This window comes from Teichococcus deserti (genome assembly GCF_001982615.1).
Lineage (GTDB): Bacteria > Pseudomonadota > Alphaproteobacteria > Acetobacterales > Acetobacteraceae > Pseudoroseomonas > Pseudoroseomonas deserti.
In genome coordinates this window covers 1-14,475 of sequence record NZ_MLCO01000107.1, presented here as the reverse complement: position 1 = coordinate 14,475, position 14,475 = coordinate 1, and the positions used below count along the sequence as shown (strand labels likewise).

Annotated in this window: 16 protein-coding genes and 1 tRNA gene; 8 read left to right on the top strand and 9 right to left on the bottom strand. The window is 71.7% G+C overall.

Annotated features, from left to right (window positions below; all coding sequences use genetic code 11):
* The 3 genes from BKE38_RS13150 to BKE38_RS13140 form a co-directional block, all read right to left on the bottom strand.
* On the bottom strand, positions 1 to 456 hold a 456-nt coding region (locus tag BKE38_RS13150; RefSeq protein WP_165694178.1), incomplete at its 3' end, for a sugar phosphate nucleotidyltransferase.
* Positions 457 to 571: 115 nt separating this feature from the next.
* Positions 572 to 2,074 carry a tripartite tricarboxylate transporter permease gene (locus tag BKE38_RS13145; protein WP_076957768.1) on the bottom strand — a complete coding sequence of 501 codons (1,503 nt, stop codon included), beginning with the start codon at positions 2,072 to 2,074 and terminating at the stop codon, positions 572 to 574.
* Between the two features lie 15 nt (positions 2,075 to 2,089).
* Positions 2,090 to 2,683 carry a hypothetical protein gene (locus tag BKE38_RS13140; RefSeq protein WP_076957767.1) on the bottom strand — a complete coding sequence of 198 codons (594 nt, stop codon included), beginning with the start codon at positions 2,681 to 2,683 and terminating at the stop codon, positions 2,090 to 2,092.
* 443 nt (positions 2,684 to 3,126) lie between these two features.
* On the opposite strand from BKE38_RS13140, the gene BKE38_RS13135 reads away from it, so the two are divergent.
* Complete coding sequence (locus BKE38_RS13135) at positions 3,127 to 4,323, top strand: M20 metallopeptidase family protein (protein WP_076957766.1); 1,197 nt, start codon at positions 3,127 to 3,129, stop codon at positions 4,321 to 4,323.
* A 75-nt stretch (positions 4,324 to 4,398) separates the two neighbouring features.
* Complete coding sequence (locus BKE38_RS13130; RefSeq protein ID WP_076957765.1) at positions 4,399 to 5,385, top strand: ketopantoate reductase family protein; 987 nt, start codon at positions 4,399 to 4,401, stop codon at positions 5,383 to 5,385.
* Here BKE38_RS13130 and gluQRS read toward each other — a convergent pair.
* Positions 5,364 to 6,227, bottom strand: a complete 864-nt coding sequence (gene gluQRS, locus BKE38_RS13125; RefSeq protein ID WP_076957770.1) for a tRNA glutamyl-Q(34) synthetase GluQRS — start codon at positions 6,225 to 6,227, stop codon at positions 5,364 to 5,366. The two genes, BKE38_RS13130 and gluQRS, sit on opposite strands and share 22 nt — an antisense overlap.
* 50 nt (positions 6,228 to 6,277) lie before the next feature.
* On the opposite strand from gluQRS, the gene BKE38_RS13120 reads away from it, so the two are divergent.
* Both BKE38_RS13120 and BKE38_RS13115 read left to right on the top strand, forming a co-directional pair.
* Positions 6,278 to 6,952 carry an alpha/beta hydrolase gene (locus tag BKE38_RS13120; RefSeq protein WP_076957764.1) on the top strand — a complete coding sequence of 225 codons (675 nt, stop codon included), beginning with the start codon at positions 6,278 to 6,280 and terminating at the stop codon, positions 6,950 to 6,952.
* Between the two features lie 203 nt (positions 6,953 to 7,155).
* Positions 7,156 to 7,743, top strand: coding sequence for an HNH endonuclease (locus BKE38_RS13115; RefSeq protein ID WP_076957769.1), 588 nt, complete (start codon positions 7,156 to 7,158; stop codon positions 7,741 to 7,743).
* Positions 7,744 to 7,814: 71 nt separating this feature from the next.
* On the opposite strand, the gene BKE38_RS13110 is transcribed toward BKE38_RS13115, so the two are convergent.
* From BKE38_RS13110 to cysE, 3 genes are read right to left on the bottom strand one after another with little or no spacing between them, the layout of a single operon-like run.
* Positions 7,815 to 8,486 carry a hypothetical protein gene (locus BKE38_RS13110; protein WP_076957763.1) on the bottom strand — a complete coding sequence of 224 codons (672 nt, stop codon included), beginning with the start codon at positions 8,484 to 8,486 and terminating at the stop codon, positions 7,815 to 7,817.
* Positions 8,487 to 8,538: 52 nt separating this feature from the next.
* On the bottom strand, positions 8,539 to 9,039 hold the full coding sequence (locus BKE38_RS13105) for a disulfide bond formation protein B (protein WP_076957762.1): 501 nt from the start codon (positions 9,037 to 9,039) through the stop codon (positions 8,539 to 8,541).
* Positions 9,039 to 9,890, bottom strand: a complete 852-nt coding sequence (gene cysE / locus BKE38_RS13100) for a serine O-acetyltransferase (RefSeq protein ID WP_076957761.1) — start codon at positions 9,888 to 9,890, stop codon at positions 9,039 to 9,041. The genes BKE38_RS13105 and cysE overlap by 1 nt, the downstream gene beginning before the upstream one ends.
* A gap of 188 nt (positions 9,891 to 10,078) precedes the next feature.
* On the opposite strand from cysE, the gene BKE38_RS13095 reads away from it, so the two are divergent.
* The 4 genes from BKE38_RS13095 to BKE38_RS13080 all read left to right on the top strand — a co-directional run bounded on the left by BKE38_RS13095 (position 10,079) and on the right by BKE38_RS13080 (position 11,553).
* Entirely contained in the window at positions 10,079 to 10,699 is a 621-nt protein-coding gene (locus BKE38_RS13095; protein ID WP_076957760.1) for a glutathione S-transferase family protein, read from the top strand.
* Between the two features lie 166 nt (positions 10,700 to 10,865).
* A tRNA-Leu gene (locus BKE38_RS13090) sits at positions 10,866 to 10,949 on the top strand.
* 68 nt (positions 10,950 to 11,017) lie between these two features.
* On the top strand, positions 11,018 to 11,263 hold the full coding sequence (locus BKE38_RS13085; protein WP_076957759.1) for a type II toxin-antitoxin system ParD family antitoxin: 246 nt from the start codon (positions 11,018 to 11,020) through the stop codon (positions 11,261 to 11,263).
* Positions 11,260 to 11,553 carry a type II toxin-antitoxin system RelE/ParE family toxin gene (locus tag BKE38_RS13080; RefSeq protein ID WP_076957758.1) on the top strand — a complete coding sequence of 98 codons (294 nt, stop codon included), beginning with the start codon at positions 11,260 to 11,262 and terminating at the stop codon, positions 11,551 to 11,553. The genes BKE38_RS13085 and BKE38_RS13080 overlap by 4 nt, the downstream gene beginning before the upstream one ends.
* 9 nt (positions 11,554 to 11,562) lie before the next feature.
* Here the strand turns inward: BKE38_RS13080 and BKE38_RS13075 are convergent, their stop codons facing one another.
* Positions 11,563 to 13,242 (bottom strand): peptidoglycan -binding protein, encoded by a 1,680-nt coding sequence (locus BKE38_RS13075; protein ID WP_076957757.1) that lies wholly within the window; start codon positions 13,240 to 13,242, stop codon positions 11,563 to 11,565.
* 32 nt (positions 13,243 to 13,274) lie between these two features.
* On the bottom strand, positions 13,275 to 14,450 hold the full coding sequence (locus BKE38_RS13070) for a flagellar motor protein MotA (protein WP_076957756.1): 1,176 nt from the start codon (positions 14,448 to 14,450) through the stop codon (positions 13,275 to 13,277).
* Positions 14,451 to 14,475 lie beyond the last annotated feature (25 nt).

The following is a 14,475-nucleotide window of genomic DNA, read 5'->3' as shown; positions in this document are numbered from 1 at the left end:
GGGCTTCATGCCGAAGGCGACGATGCGTCCGGCGCGCGCGGCGGCGGCGGCGCGGGCCAGGGCCTCGTGCAGGGCGGGGGTGTCGCTGATCGCGGCGTCCGCGGCCATCAGCCACAGCACGTCGTGCGGATTGGCCTCCTGCGCCAGGAGCGCGGCGGCGGCGATGGCGGGGGCGCTGTTGCGCGCCACCGGCTCGAGCACGATGCGGGCTTCCTTGACGCCGGCCTCGCGCAGCTGCTCGGCGACCAGGAAGCGGTGCGCCTGGTTGCTGATCACCAGGGGCTCGGCAAAGCCGGCGCCGGTGGCGCGGGCGACGGTGTCCTGCAGCATGGTCTGCTTCGACAGCAGCGGCCAGAACTGCTTCGGGAAGGCCTCGCGCGACAGCGGCCAGAGGCGGCTGCCCGTGCCGCCGCAGAGAATCACCGGAACGATGCTGCGCTGCGCAGGGTCAGCCATCAAACCACTCCATGCCCGTATAGCCCAAGCATACGCCAAGCCGGGCAAAAGAAAAGCCGCCCCGGTTTTTCAACCGGGGCGGCTTCATGACAATTGCGGCAGATGTAACCGGCGGTCAGCCCGCCATGGCCGCTTCCTTCTTCTTGCGCAGGCCCGGCAGCAGCATCAGGCCGAGGGCGAGCGCCGCGATGACCAGCAGCACGCCGCTGATCGGGCGCTGGATGAAGATCATCGGGTCGCCGCGCGACAGCAGCATGGCGCGACGCAGATGCTCCTCCATCATCGGGCCAAGCACGAAGCCGACCAGCAGCGGCGCCGGCTCCATCTTGATCTTGGCGAAGACGTAGCCGAGCACCGCGAAGAACACCGTCTGGTAGACGTCGAAGACGCTGTTGTTGATCGAGTACACGCCGATTGCACAGAAGGTGAGAATCGCCGGGTACATGTACTTGTACGGCACCTGCAGCAGCTTCACCCACATGCCGATCATCGGCAGGTTGATGACGAGCAGCATGACGTTGCCGATCCACATGGAGCAGATCAGGCCCCAGAACAGGTCGGGCTGGGCTTCCACCATGCGCGGGCCGGGCTGGATGCCCTGGATGATCAGCGCGCCCACCATCAGCGCCATGACGGCGTTGGAGGGGATGCCCAGCGTCAGCAGCGGGATGAAGCTGGTCTGGGCGGCCGCGTTGTTGGCGGCCTCCGGACCGGCGACGCCCTCGATGGCGCCGTTGCCGAACTCGTTGCGGCCCTTGGAGAGCTTCCGCTCCATCATGTAGGAGCCGAAGGAGGCCAGCGAGGCGCCGCCGCCCGGCAGGATGCCGAGCACCGAGCCGATGACGGTGCCGCGCAGCACCGACGGCGTGGCGCGCTTCCACTCTTCCTTGGTCAGGAACAGCGAGCCCACCTTGGTCGAGAGCACGCTGCGGACCTCGGGGTTCTCGAGGTTCAGGATGATCTCGGCGATGCCGAAGACGCCCATGGCGATGGCGGCGAAGTTCAGGCCGTCGGACAGCTCGGGGATGCCGAAGGTGAAGCGCTGCTGGCCGGTCTGCACGTCGGTGCCGACCAGGCCGAGGGCGACGCCCAGCACCACCATGCCGACCGACTTCACCACCGAGCCCTGCGCCAGCACGGCCGAGATGATCAGGCCGAGCAGCATCAGCGAGAAGTAGTCCGCCGGGCCGAAGGAGAGGGCGACCTCGGTCAGCAGCGGGCCGGAGGCGGCGACCAGGATGGTGGCCACCGAGCCGGCGAAGAAGGAACCCAGCGCCGAGATGGCCAGCGCCGCGCCGGCGCGGCCGTTGCGGGCCATCTTGTAGCCTTCCAGCGTGGTCACCACGGAGGAGACCTCGCCGGGAAGGTTCAGCAGGATGGCGGTGGTCGAGCCGCCATACTGCGCGCCGTAGTAGATGCCGGCGAGCATGATGATCGCGGTGGTGGCCGGCTGGCCGAAGGTGATGGGCAGCAGCAGCGAGATGGTGGCGACGGGGCCGATGCCCGGCAGCACGCCGATGGCGGTGCCGATCAGCGCGCCGAGCAGGGCGAAGAGAAGGTTATCAAAGCTGAGCGCAACGCCGAAGCCATGCGCCAGATTGGCAAGAAGCAGTTCCATGGTTTCTCCGCGCCCTCAGAAGACCGGCCAGACATTCACGCGGATGTCGAGCTCGTAGATGAAGACCCACCAGCAGAGCGCGAGCAGGAACACCACGCAGCCCGCCACGCCGAGCGGGCGGTGCGTCGGGTCGGCGAAGGCCGAGACGATCACCAGCGAGGTGATGGCCAGCATCAGGCCGCCCTGTTCCAGCAGCACGCCGAAGACGCACATGGCCAGCAGGATCATCGCCAGCGGGCGCCAGGCCGGGCTGACCGCCAGCACGGCGAAGCCGATGGCCATGGCGATGCCCAGCGCATACCAGTTGGCCTGCAGCGCCGGCATAGCGGCCAGCAGCGGATAGGCCACCAGCGTCACGCCGATGCCGACGAAGAGGGTGACGAAGTCCAGCTTCGTCCATTTCTCCAGCGGGTCGGTGCCGCCGAAGAAGGCGGTGGCGAGCACGATCGCGCCCAGGCCCAATTCCAGCCAGAACACCAGCATCGGCATGTAGCCGGGGCCCATGCGCCGCGCCGAGCCCAGCGTGTGCTCGGTGTTCAGCCACAGGCCGATGACCGCCAAAGCTACCAGCAAGATGCCGGAGGCAAGGTCTTTTGCGTTGATCCTCATGCCGATTCCTTCTTGAACCCCACGCGCGGCAGGCACGCGCCCGTCATCGTCACCATGCGAAAGGCCGCGGCACCGCGCCGCGGCCGCCTGGCCTTGCGGCCAGCCGAGATCGAAGGCCCTGCGCGGAAGCGCAGGACCGGTCGAGGTCAGAATGCAGGCTGTGCTTCAGGTGACAAGCCGCCCTGGACAGAGGACCCCGTGGCAGCCCTCGCGTCCGGAATCGTGGCCGGACCGCGCGACCCGGTTTTGCCCGGAATCCCCTTTTACGGCGCCGGCACCCAATTCCACCCCTCCCCCCGATGCGGATTGCGGGGCAACCTATGGCACGGAAATGTGCGGCGGCAAGGCAGCATCCATTCATTAACGAAAGTTCATCTTCGCTGCGGCGCAACAAACGGTACCGCTGCCAGGCCGTGCCCTGCTGAAATGGGAAGTTCACCGAGATGACAAACGAATTTCTGTTCAACGACCCCGCCGGCCCGCTGCGGCAGGCGGCCTCGACCCTGGCGCCGCAGCTGATTGCGCTGCGCCGCGACATCCATGCGCATCCCGAGCTGGCCTTCGAGGAGGTGCGCACGGCCGGGCTGGTGGCGGCGGAGCTGGCGCGGCTGGGCATCCCGCATCGCACGGGGATCGGCCGCACCGGCGTGCTGGGGCTGATCGAGGGCGGCCAGCCGGGGCCCACGCTCGCGATCCGCGCCGACATGGACGCGCTGCCGATCCATGAGGAGACAGGGCTGCCCTTCGCCTCGACCGTCGATGGCAAGATGCATGCCTGCGGCCACGACATCCACACCGTGACCCTGCTGGGCGTCGCCGCCATCCTGAAGGAGCTGGCGCCGCGGCTGGCCGGCCGCGTCGTGCTGGTCTTCCAGCCGGCGGAAGAAACCCTGCAGGGCGCGGCGGCGATGATCGCCGATGGCGCGGCCGAGGGCATCGACATGGCGCTCGGCTTCCACAACCAGCCGGAATACGCGGTCGGCCGATTCGCCTATGTGCGCGGCGCCTGCCTGGCCGCCTCCGACCTGTTCGACCTGACCCTGCGCGGCCGCTCGGGCCATGCGGCGCATCCCTATGCCGCGGTCGACCCCATCGTGGCGGCGGCGCATTTCGTGACCCAGGCGCAAACCGTCGTCTCGCGCGAGGTGAAGCCGTTGCATCCGGCGGTGGTCACCATCGGCCAGTCGGTGGGCGGCACCACCTACAACATCATCCCCGAGCGGGTGTCGCTGAAGGGCACGGTGCGCACCCTGCACAGCGAGGCGCGCGACCTGGCCGAGGCCTCGCTGCGGCGGCTGATCGCCGGCATCGAGACCGGCATGCGGGTGAGCGCCACGCTTGAATACCGCCGCATGGTGCCGCCGCTGGTGAATGCCGACAGCGTGCTGGAGCCGGCGCTGGCCTCGCTGAACGCGCAGTTCGGCACGGATGCGGTGTCCGAAGGCCAGCCCAGCATGGGCTCCGAGGATTTTTCTGCCTTTGCCGACCGCGTCCCTTCGGTGCAGCTGTCGATCGGCTCGGGCACGGCCGGCCGCGACGATCGGCTGCACAATGCGGACTACCAGCCGGACGAGGGCTGCATTCCGGCCGGTGTCGAGGCTTTGTCGCGGGTGGCGCTCGATCTCCTCACGCGCCGCTGAGGATCAGACAAAAGATGGGGGTCCGGGGGAATTCCTTCCCCCGGCCTTTTTTCTTTCCGTGTTGGGACGGGTGACATGAAGATTTGCGTATTCGGTGCCGGCGCGATCGGCGGCCATGTGGCGGCCCGCCTGGCTTTGGGCGGCGCCGAGACCTCGGTCGTCGCCCGCGGCGCGCAGTTGGCTGCGATCCAGGCCGACGGCCTGACCGTCGAGGCGCCCGACGGCACCCACAATCTGCGCGTCGCGGCCGGGAGTGCGGCCGAGCTCGGCCCGCAGGACGCCGTGATCGTGACGGTGAAGGCGCCGGCGCTGCCCCAGGTCGCCGAGGCGATCGCGCCGCTGCTGGGTCCCGACACCACGGTGGCCTTCGTGATGAACGGCATCCCCTGGTGGTATTTCGACCGCCATGGCGGCCCGCTGGATGGCCGCCGCCTGCCGGTGGTTGATCCGGGCGAGGCGCTGCGCCGGGCCGTCGGCATCGAGCGGACGCTGGGTGGCGTGGTCTATTCCGCCTGCACGGTGACCCGTCCCGGCGTCATCAAGGCCGAGCATGCCAACAACCGGGTGATCCTGGGCGAGGTCGACGGCCGCGATTCGCCGCGCGCCCGGGCGATCGCCGGCTACCTGACGAAGGGCGGCATCTCCGGCGAGGTGACGGCCGAGATCCGCCGCGAGATCTGGATGAAGCTGATGGGCAACCTGGCGCAGGGGCCCTTCACCATCCTGTCGCGCCAGGGCATGGCCGGGACGCTGGCCGATCCGGCGGTGCGCGCCGCCATCCGCCGCGCCATGCAGGAGGCGATGGCGGTGGCCGCTGCCCTCGGCCAGGGCTTCGAGTTCGAGCTGGACAAGCGGCTGGCCGGCTCGGCGAAGCTGGCGCACAAGCCCTCCATCCTGCAGGACCTGGAGCTCGGGCGGCCGATGGAGGTCGACGCGCTGTTCCGCGTCCCGCTGGAGCTGGCGCGGCTGGCCGGGGTCGAGACGCCGACGCTGGACCTGTCGGTGGCGCTGGCGACCCAGGCGGCGGTGGCGGCCGGCCTCTATACCCCCGCCGCGGCCTGAGGCGCCGCGGCCATGGCCCGGACGGCCTCCGGGCTGTGGCCGGCCTCGCGCAGGGCAGCCAGGGTCGGGGCCTTGTCGCGCTTCGACAGCCGCTTGCCGTCGGGGCCAAGCCGCAGGGGATGGTGGGCATAGCGCGGCGCCGGCCACCCCATCAGGTGCTGCAGCAGCCGGTGCAGGTCGGTGGCCGGCAGCAGGTCCACGGCGCGGGTGATGCAGCTGACGCCCTGAAGCGCATCGTCATGGGTGACGCAGAGATGGTAGCTGGCCGGCGTGTCCTTCCGCGCCAGCACCACGTCGCCGAAGCGGGCCGGTTCGCAGCGCAGGCGCCGCCCGTGCTCCAGGAAGGCGAGGGGGCCCTTCGCCCGGGCCAGCGCCGCCTCCATGTCGAGGCGGAGCGCATAGGCTTCGCCGGCCTCGATGCGCTCGGCGCGTTCGGCGGCCGACAGGCGGCGGCAGGTGCCCGGATACAGGAGACCGTCTGGGCCGTGCGGGGCATGGCCGATGGCGGCGACCTCGCGGGCGATGTCGGCCCGGGTGCAGAAGCAGGGATAGAGCAGGCCCTCGCCCGAGAGCTTTTCCAGCACCGCGCGATAGTCGGGAAGATGCCCGGACTGGATGCGGACGGGCCCGTCCCAGTCGATGCCCAGCCAGGCCAGGTCCTGCAGGATGCCGGTGGTGAATTCGGGCCGGCAGCGGACCGGGTCGATATCCTCGATCCGCAGGAGAAAACGCCCCCCCGCCTGGCGCGCGGCGCGCCAGCCCAGCAGGGCGCTGTGCGCATGCCCCAGATGGAGCTGTCCGGTGGGGCTGGGGGCGAAGCGCGTGACGAAGGTTGCGGCCATCACCGATCGCGCGTAGCGGATGCGGCCTGACCGCAGCAAGGGGGCGCCGCATGGCCGCATTGGATGGATTGCGCTGGGGACCGGCCTCGGGCGGCGCGCCGAAGCTGATCGTCTTCCTGCTGCACGGCTATGGCGCCGATGCCCATGACCTGATCGACCTCGCGCCCGGCTGGGGGCGCGCCGTGCCCGACGCCCTGTTCATCGCCCCGCATGCGCCGCTGCCCTGCGAGGCCGGGCCCTATGGCAAGCAGTGGTTCAGCCTGCAGGACCGCAGCCCGGCGCGGCTGCTGGCCGGGATCCAGGTGGCGCGCCCGCTGCTGGACCGCGCCATCGCCGAGGAATGCGCCGCCGCCGGCCTGCCCGAGAGCGCCGTGGTGCTGATGGGCTTCAGCCAGGGGGCGATGATGGCGCTCGACACCGGCCTGCGCCGCGCCATGCCGCCGGCGGCCATCCTGGCCTATTCCGGCCGGCTGATCGCGGAAGAGCTGCTGGCGGCCGAGCTGCAGGGCCGGCCGGAGGTGCTGCTGGTGCATGGCGAGGCCGACGAGGTGGTGCCCGTCCAGGCCAGCCGCTCGGCCGAGGCGGTGCTGCGCGCCAGCGGCGTCCCGGTCGAGGCGCTCTATGTCCCGCGGCTCGGCCATGGCATCGACGATGCCGGACTGTCCTTTGGCGGCCTGGCGCTGCAGCGCGCCGCGGCCCGGCTGGAGGCGCCTTCCGAACCCTGAAGCGCCAGCCTGAGTGACAGCCCCGTGAAACCCGCGCGGCCGGATGTTGCGCCGGCTGCCAGGGGCTGGCATGACTCCTTCGCACACCGGCGGCGCCACGATATCTGGGGCCCGACCGCCCGGTCCGGCCCCAGGGGTTGAGGCGCGCAGCTTGAAAGGAGCGGCGCTTGCCTGACGGTTTGGCTGTTTCCGGCCAGGGCGGGATCACTCCCCCCGGCCAAGGCGGAGGTCCGGGCGCCGCACTCGGCAGCTTCCCGGCGCTGGTGCTGAACGCCGATTTCCGGCCGCTCTCCTATTTCCCGCTGTCGCTCTGGTCCTGGCAGGATGCGGTGAAGGCGGTCTATCTCGACCGCGTCTCGGTGCTGTCCGAATACGACACCACGGTGCGCTCGCCGCGCCACGCCGTGCGCCTGCCCAGCGTCATCGCGCTGCGCGAATACATCCCCTCGGCCCGGCGGCCGGCCTTCACCCGCTTCAACGTCTTCCTGCGCGACAGCTTCTCCTGCGTCTACTGCGGCGAGGAGCGGCCGACCCAGGAGCTGACCTTCGACCACGTCATCCCGCGCAGCCGTGGCGGCCGCACCAGCTGGGAGAACGTCGTCACCGCCTGCGGGCCCTGCAACCTGCGCAAGGGCTCCAGGCTGCCGGCCGAGATCCGCATGTTCCCGCGCCGCGAACCGCGCCAGCCGACCGGCTGGGAGCTGCAGGACAACGGGCGGATGTTCCCGCCGAACTACCTGCATGAGAGCTGGCGGGATTATCTGTACTGGGATACCGAGCTCGAAGGGTAAGCAAGCAAGGCCAGGGGAAGGAATTCCCCTGGAACCCCTTCTTCTTTCTGTCTGTGCTGCCGCGCGACAGCTCAGGCGCGGGGCAGGCGGCGCAGCAGCTCGGGGGGCAGCTCCTGTTCCTCGGGCGGCTGGGCGGGAGGGGCAGCGGCCGGTTCGGCCGGCAGGCCCATCAGGCTCTCGATCGCCTTGCCGCCGAATTCGGCGACCACCCGCTGCACCAGCTCCAGCTGGTCGGGGCGGTGGCCGGTCACCATCTGCACCCGCACCACCTGGCCCTGCAGCCCCGTGGCGCAGGTCAGGTTGCGCAGCACGCTGTCCTGGCCCAGCAGCCGGATGTCGACGCAGCGCAGCAGCGGCTGCCCGCCCCGCCGGCCGATCGAGAAGTCGCTGCCGCGCTCGGCGCGGATCTGCGGCAGGTTGCCGGCGAAGCCGAACATCGCCGTCGCCTCGGCAGTCAGCACCGCCCGCACGTCCAGCGAGTCCGGACTGTCGCTCAGCCCCTGCACCGCCGGCCGCGGCTGCACCGTCACCCGGATCAGCGGGCCGTTGCTGCCCCCCGCCCGATAGGCCCGCGCCAGCATGCCGGAAGGCGGCGCCGGCGAGGCCTCGGCCGGGAGGGCGACGAAGCCGTTGATCTGCCCGGGCAGCTGGTCCAGCAGCGCCTGCCGCGGCTGCGCCGCCTCCCGCCCGGCGCAGGCCGCGGTCAGCAGGACGAGAAGCAGGGCAGGCAGGCGGAAGCGCATGGGCCAGGTCCGGGCAGAGGCCCGGCCATCATGCGTCAGCGCAAGGCCCCCGTCAGCGCCCTTCGGCATCGGCGCCGGCGCGCCGCGCCGCGAGCCACAGCGTCAGCCCGCCCAGCCCCAGCGCATAGAGCAGGTTCATCGCCGCCATGGACACCGGCAGGCCGGGGATCAGGAAGGTCGGCTCGTCGCAGGGCTTGGCCGGGGCGGCGGCCAGGCTGTTCATCATCTCCTCGACCGTCCGTGCGGCGCCCGCATTCGGTGCCGCGCAGCCGGGCAGGGGGGAGGGCCACCACTTGAGCTCGACGCCGACATGCACCGCGGCGACCAGGGCAGAGGCGAGCACCGCGATGCCAGCCAGGGCGGTCAGCACGCGGGCCAGCTTCGGCTGGCGCATCGCCATCACCGCCATCAGGGCGAGCAGCGCGGCGACCCAGTAGGGGCCGCGCTGCCACAGGCAGAGCAGGCAGGGATTCAGCCCGCCCCAGCGCTCGCTGGCCATGGCCAGCAGCGGGGCGGCGGCGGCGAGCAGCGCCACCAGCAGCGAGAGCGGCATCAGTCCTCGTTCGGGTCCAGCATCTGGTCCATGGCGCGCGACGGCTCGGCGCAGGCCTGCCCCACCACCCGCGCAGGCACGCCGGCAACGGTCGAGCCCGCCGGCACCGCCTTCAGCACCACCGAGCCGGCGGCGATGCGGGCGCAATGGCCGACCTCGATATTGCCCAGCACCTTGGCGCCGGCGCCGACCAGCACGCCCTGGCGGATCTTCGGGTGGCGGTCGCCGCCCTCCTTGCCGGTGCCGCCCAGCGTCACGCCCTGCAGGATCGAGACATTGTCCTCGATCACCGCGGTCTCCCCGATGACGAGGCCGGTCGCGTGGTCGAGGAAGATGCCGCGGCCCATCGGCACCGCCGGGTGGATGTCGGTCTGGAACACCACGGAGCTGCGCGACTGCAGCCAGAGCGCCAGGTCGCGCCGGCCCTCGACCCAGAGGCAATGCGCCAGCCGATGGGCGCAGAGCGCGTGGAATCCCTTGTAGTAGAGCAGCGGCTCCAGCGCCCGGCCGGTCGCCGGGTCGCGGTCGACGACGGCCATGATGTCGCTGCGCACCGCCTCGCGCAGCGCCGGGTCCTCGGCGAGCGCCCGCTCCAGGCTGCGGCGCAGCAGGGTGCCGGGGATGTCGGCATGGTCCAGCCGGTCGGCGACGCGGCTGGACAGGGCGGATTCCAGCGTCTCGTGCTGCAGCACCGCCGCGTGCAGGAAGCCGGCCAGCTCCGGCTCGCGCAGCGCCGCGGCCTCGGCCTCCTGGCGGATCCGCGACCAGACCGGGTCGAGCATGCCGGTCACCTCCTGCAGGGCTTCGAGGTCGCCGTCCGGGTGCAGCGAGGCAGGCAGTACCTGGTTCATGCAGAAGCTCCTGACGCGGCGCGTCCTGCCTGCTCCGCACCGGAGACGCCAGGACGGGCCGCCGCAACGGTCGCGGGGGCCTGAACCCGGAACCTTGTCCCGTCCGGCCGCCGGGTCAAGCGCCAGGGCGGCTGGACCGTGCGGCGCCGCACGCATAGCGTGTCGCCGATCCGCGGCAGGAGTCCAGCATGCCCATCCTGTGGGGCCGTCCCAACAGCAGCAACGTGATGAAGGTGATGTGGCTCTGCACCGAGCTGGGCCTCGCGCATGAGCGGCGCGACGCCGGCGGCGCCTTCGGCCTGACGCAGGAGCCGGCCTTCCGGGCGATGAACCCGAACAGCCTGGTGCCGGTCTGGCAGGAAGACGACGGCTGGGCGCTGTGGGAAAGCAACGCCATCCTGCGCCACCTGGCCGCGACCCGCCCGGGCGGCGAGGCGCTCTACCCTGGCGACGCCCGCGCCCGCGCCGATATCGAGCGCTGGATGGACTGGCAGCTGGCGCATCTCTCGGCGCCGATGACCACCATCTTCTTCACCCATGTCCGCATCCCCGAGGCCGAGCGCGACTGGCCGGCGACCGAGGCCGCCCGGGTGAAGGCGGCAGCGCTGTGGACCATGGTCGACCGCCAGCTCGAGGGGCGCGACTTCCTGACCGGCGGCTTCAGCCTGGCCGACATGGCGCTGGGCATCTTCGCGCATCGCTGGTTCGCCCTGCCGATCGAGCGCCCGGACCTGCCCAACCTGCGCGCCTGGTACGACCGGCTGCGCCAGCGTCCGGGCTATGCGCCGGTTCTGGCCCCGATGACGTGATGGCTGCCTCAGGCGCCGGCGCTGCCCCCGGCAGCTTGGCTGGCGCCGCACAGGCGGCGGCGCGCCTCCGGGCACTTGGCCGGCAGGGCCGGCGGCCATGTGCAGATCAGGCCCAGCTGCCCCCGTGACGGCCGCTTCCGCATCGGCTATTGCGGAAGCCCCTCCCGCGGGTGTGGTGAAATGGTAGACGCGCCGGACTCAAAATCCGGTTCCGAAAGGAGTGTCGGTTCGAGTCCGACCACCCGCACCAGAGGCCCCAACCTCTCCTTGAAATCATGCCAACCGTTGGTACATCCTGGTACTGCACGGGAGGTCGCGATGGCGCGCAACACATCCATGTCCCTCGGCGACCATTTTGCCGAGTTCATCGACCGCCAGGTCGAGGGCGGCCGCTACGGCTCGGCCAGCGATGTCGTCCGCGCCGGGCTGCGGCTGCTGGAGGAGAACGAGGCAAAGCTCGCCGCGCTGCAGGCGGCCCTGGTCGACGGGGAAAAGTCCGGGCCCGCCACGGCCTTCGACTTCGACGCCTTCCTCGACCGGAAACGCCGCGCCGCGGCGGAATGAGCGGCTTCCGGCTCACCCCGGCGGCGCAGGCCGATCTCGACGATATCTGGGACTCCACGCTGGACCGCTGGGGCGGGATCCAGGCGGAGCGCTATCTGCTCGCCATCCGCGACCTCTGCGACAGCCTGGCCGAGGGCAGCATTCCCGGCCGCGCCGTGGACCGCATCCGCCCCGGCTACCGCGTCGCCCAGGCCGGCGCCCATCTGCTGTTCTTCATGCGGGCCCCTGACGGAACAGTGGAGGTGATCCGCATCCTCCACCAGCGCCGGGACGTCTCCCGCCAGCTTTGAGCCGCAGGTTCAGCGATCCGTCAGCCGCAGCTCGATGCGGCGGTTGCGGGCCAGGGCCTCGGGCGAATCGCCGCCATCCAGCGGCTGGTATTCCGAGAAGGCGGTGGCGGCGACGCGGTTGGCCGGCAGGCCCTCGCCGATCAGCAGCTGGGCCACCGCGATGGCGCGGGCCGAGGACAGCTCCCAGTTGCTGGCGAAGCGGCCGCCGCCGCGGATCGGGCTGCGGTCGGCATGGCCGTCGACGCGCAGCACCCAGGCGAGGTCGGGCGGGAACTGCCGGCTGATCTCCAGCAGCACCTGCGCCAGCGCGCGCAGCTGCTGCTGGCCGTTGGCCGACAGGTCGGCGCTGCCAACGGGAAACAGCACCTCGCTCTGGAAGACGAAGCGGTCGCCGACGATGCGCACCTCCGGCCGCTCGCCCATGACGCTGCGCAGCCGGCCAAAGAAGTCGGAGCGGTAGCGCTGCAGCTCCTCGACGCGGGCCGCCAGCGCCGCGTTCAGCCGCTGGCCGAGCGCGCTGATCTGCGCGTCCTTGTCGCGGCCCGCACTTTCCTGGGCATCCAGCAGGCCGGCCACGCGGGACAGCTCGGCGCGCAGCTCGGCCAGGCGCTGGGTCAGCAGGGCGACCTGGGCGCGGGCGCTCTCGGCCAGGCGGGCATGCTCGCCGCCTTCGGCCTCGGCGCGGCGCTGCGCCTCGGTCGCGGTGGTGGAGGCGGCCTCGGCGCGGCGCTGGGCGGCGGCCGCGGCGGCGACGGAGGCTTCGGCCGCCGTGCGGCGGGCGGCCTCGGCGGCGGCCAGCTCTTCCGCCGCGCTGCGCGCCTTCTCCTGGTCGCCGGCGCGGGCGAGCGCCGCGGCAGCGCGTTTTTCCAGATCGTCGCGCAGCGCGGTCAGCTGCTGCACCTGCAGGTTCAGCCGGGCGATATCGGCCAGCCGCGCCTCGATGGTGGCGCGGTCGGCGGTCACCGTCTGGTTGATCGTCTCCAGCTCGCGCCGCAGCGTGGCCAGCGCCGCCTGGGCGGCGGCCAGCTGCGCGCGGGTCTCGGCCAGCTGGGCCAGGTTGCCGTCGCGCGCGGTCTCGGCGGTGCCGGCGCGGGCCTGGGCGGCGGCCAGCTGGCTGCGCGTCTCGGCCAATGCGGCGCGCTCGGCCTCCAGGGCGCGGCGGGTTTCGGACAGGTCGCGCATGGTCTGGGCGCTGCCGCCGCCGATCGCCTCGGCGCGGGACTGGGCCTCGGCCAGGCGCTGCTCGAGGGCGGCGATGCGGGCGGCGGCGCCGCCGGCCGAGAGGTCGAGATCGGCCAGGCGCGCAGCCAGGCGGTCGCGCTCGCCGCGCAGCGCCTCGCGCTCGGCGCCCTGGCGGTCGCGCTCGTCGCGCAGGCCCGAGAGCTGGGAGAGGGCGGTGTCGCGCGCGGCGGCCGCGCCGCGCAGCTCCTCGGTCAGCCGCGACAGGTTGCCGCGCAGTTCTTCTCCCTGGCCGCGCTCCAGCGCCAGCAGCTCCGCCAATTCGGAGACCTGCCGGTTCAGCCGGTCCAGCGCCTGGTCCCGCGACGACAGGGCAACGGACAGAAAGCCCTGGGCGAGGACAAAGACGAGAAGAACGAAAATGATGACCATCAGCAGGGTGGACAGGGCGTCCACATAGCCGGGCCAGGCATTCGGCTGCTCCCGCTGGCCGCGGCGTCCGAGGGCCATGGCTCAGGCCTCTCCCGAGCGAAGGCGCGGCATCAGCGCGGGCCTTCCTCGGCCAGCGCCGCGATGGTGCGGGCCAGGATCTTGATCTCGCCGCGGATCTCGGCGGTGGACTGGGCGCGGCCCTGGGCCACGTCCTCGCTCATCCGCGCCAGGTAGACCTCGATGTTGCGCAGATGCGCGCGCGAGGCGTCGTCGATGGCCGAGGGCGCATGGGCGGCGACCTGGGCGGCATGCGCCTGGGCCTCGGTGAGGCGGGCGATGGCGGGGGCCAGGCCGGACTGGGCCTCGGCCATGCGCTGCATCAGCACCTGGTTGGCGCGCATCTGGTCGGCCATGATCGACAGCCGGTCGGTCAGGGTGTGCAGCGCCTGGGCCGAGGCGGCGCGGCCCTCTTCGCCGCGCGCCATGATGCGCTGCAGGTTCTCGAGGTTCTCGGCGGTCTGCTCCAGCAGCGCCTGGACATAGGCGGGGATGGAGCCGCCGGAGCCCTCGCCGTCGCCGCCCAGCACGCCCGAGGAGAGGCGGGTGACGCCGGCCAGCCACTCTTCCAGCTCCGAGTAGAAGCGGCTCTGTGCCTGGCCCGCGGTCAGGTCGAGAAAACCCAGCACCAGCGCGCCGGCGAGGCCCAGCATCGAGGAGGAGAAGGCGATGCCCATGCCGGCCAGCGGCTGCGCCAGGCCCGACTTCAGCTGGTTGAACAGCTGGTTCAGGTCACCGGAGCCGACCGACATCGAGTTGATGACCTCGGCGACGGCGCCGATGGTCAGGATCAGGCCCCAGAAGGTGCCGAGGAGGCCCAGGAAGATCGACAGCCCGGTCATGTAGCGCGACAGCTCGCGGCTCTCGTCCAGGCGGGAGCCGATGCCGTCCAGCAGGCTGCGCATGACGGGGGCCGAGAGCGACAGCCGGTCGCCGCGCCGCGCCGCGATCATGGAGGCCATCGGCGCCAGCAGCCGCGGCTCCGGCCGGGCGGCGGCGCCGGGCTTGGGGGCGCGGAAGCCTTCCAGCCATTCGACCTCGGGCTTCAGGCTCATCACCTGGCGGATGTTCCAGGCCACGCCCAGCAGCAGCACGCCGAGGATCACGGCGTTCAGCAGCGGGTTGGCGGCGAAGGCATTGGCCAGCTCGCCCGAGAGCAGCGCGCAGAGCGCCAGCACGGCGGCGAGGAAGACCAGCATCCGCAGCAGGTAATGGGTCGGGCGGGTCATGGGCGGCTCTGGCTCTGGCTCTGAT

Excerpts from the sequence above, each read along its gene's own strand:
- BKE38_RS13145 (WP_076957768.1), bottom strand. The coding sequence starts at position 2,074 with ATGGAACTGCTTCTTGCCAATCTGGCGCATGGCTTCGGCGTTGCGCTC.
- BKE38_RS13140 (WP_076957767.1), bottom strand. The coding sequence starts at position 2,683 with ATGAGGATCAACGCAAAAGACCTTGCCTCCGGCATCTTGCTGGTAGCT.
- BKE38_RS13135 (WP_076957766.1), top strand. The coding sequence starts at position 3,127 with ATGACAAACGAATTTCTGTTCAACGACCCCGCCGGCCCGCTGCGGCAG.
- BKE38_RS13130 (WP_076957765.1), top strand. The coding sequence starts at position 4,399 with ATGAAGATTTGCGTATTCGGTGCCGGCGCGATCGGCGGCCATGTGGCG.
- gluQRS (WP_076957770.1), bottom strand. The coding sequence starts at position 6,227 with ATGGCCGCAACCTTCGTCACGCGCTTCGCCCCCAGCCCCACCGGACAG.
- BKE38_RS13120 (WP_076957764.1), top strand. The coding sequence starts at position 6,278 with ATGGCCGCATTGGATGGATTGCGCTGGGGACCGGCCTCGGGCGGCGCG.
- BKE38_RS13110 (WP_076957763.1), bottom strand. The coding sequence starts at position 8,486 with ATGCGCTTCCGCCTGCCTGCCCTGCTTCTCGTCCTGCTGACCGCGGCC.
- BKE38_RS13105 (WP_076957762.1), bottom strand. The coding sequence starts at position 9,039 with ATGCCGCTCTCGCTGCTGGTGGCGCTGCTCGCCGCCGCCGCCCCGCTG.
- cysE (WP_076957761.1), bottom strand. The coding sequence starts at position 9,890 with ATGAACCAGGTACTGCCTGCCTCGCTGCACCCGGACGGCGACCTCGAA.
- BKE38_RS13095 (WP_076957760.1), top strand. The coding sequence starts at position 10,079 with ATGCCCATCCTGTGGGGCCGTCCCAACAGCAGCAACGTGATGAAGGTG.
- BKE38_RS13085 (WP_076957759.1), top strand. The coding sequence starts at position 11,018 with ATGGCGCGCAACACATCCATGTCCCTCGGCGACCATTTTGCCGAGTTC.
- BKE38_RS13080 (WP_076957758.1), top strand. The coding sequence starts at position 11,260 with ATGAGCGGCTTCCGGCTCACCCCGGCGGCGCAGGCCGATCTCGACGAT.
- BKE38_RS13075 (WP_076957757.1), bottom strand. The coding sequence starts at position 13,242 with ATGGCCCTCGGACGCCGCGGCCAGCGGGAGCAGCCGAATGCCTGGCCC.
- BKE38_RS13070 (WP_076957756.1), bottom strand. The coding sequence starts at position 14,450 with ATGACCCGCCCGACCCATTACCTGCTGCGGATGCTGGTCTTCCTCGCC.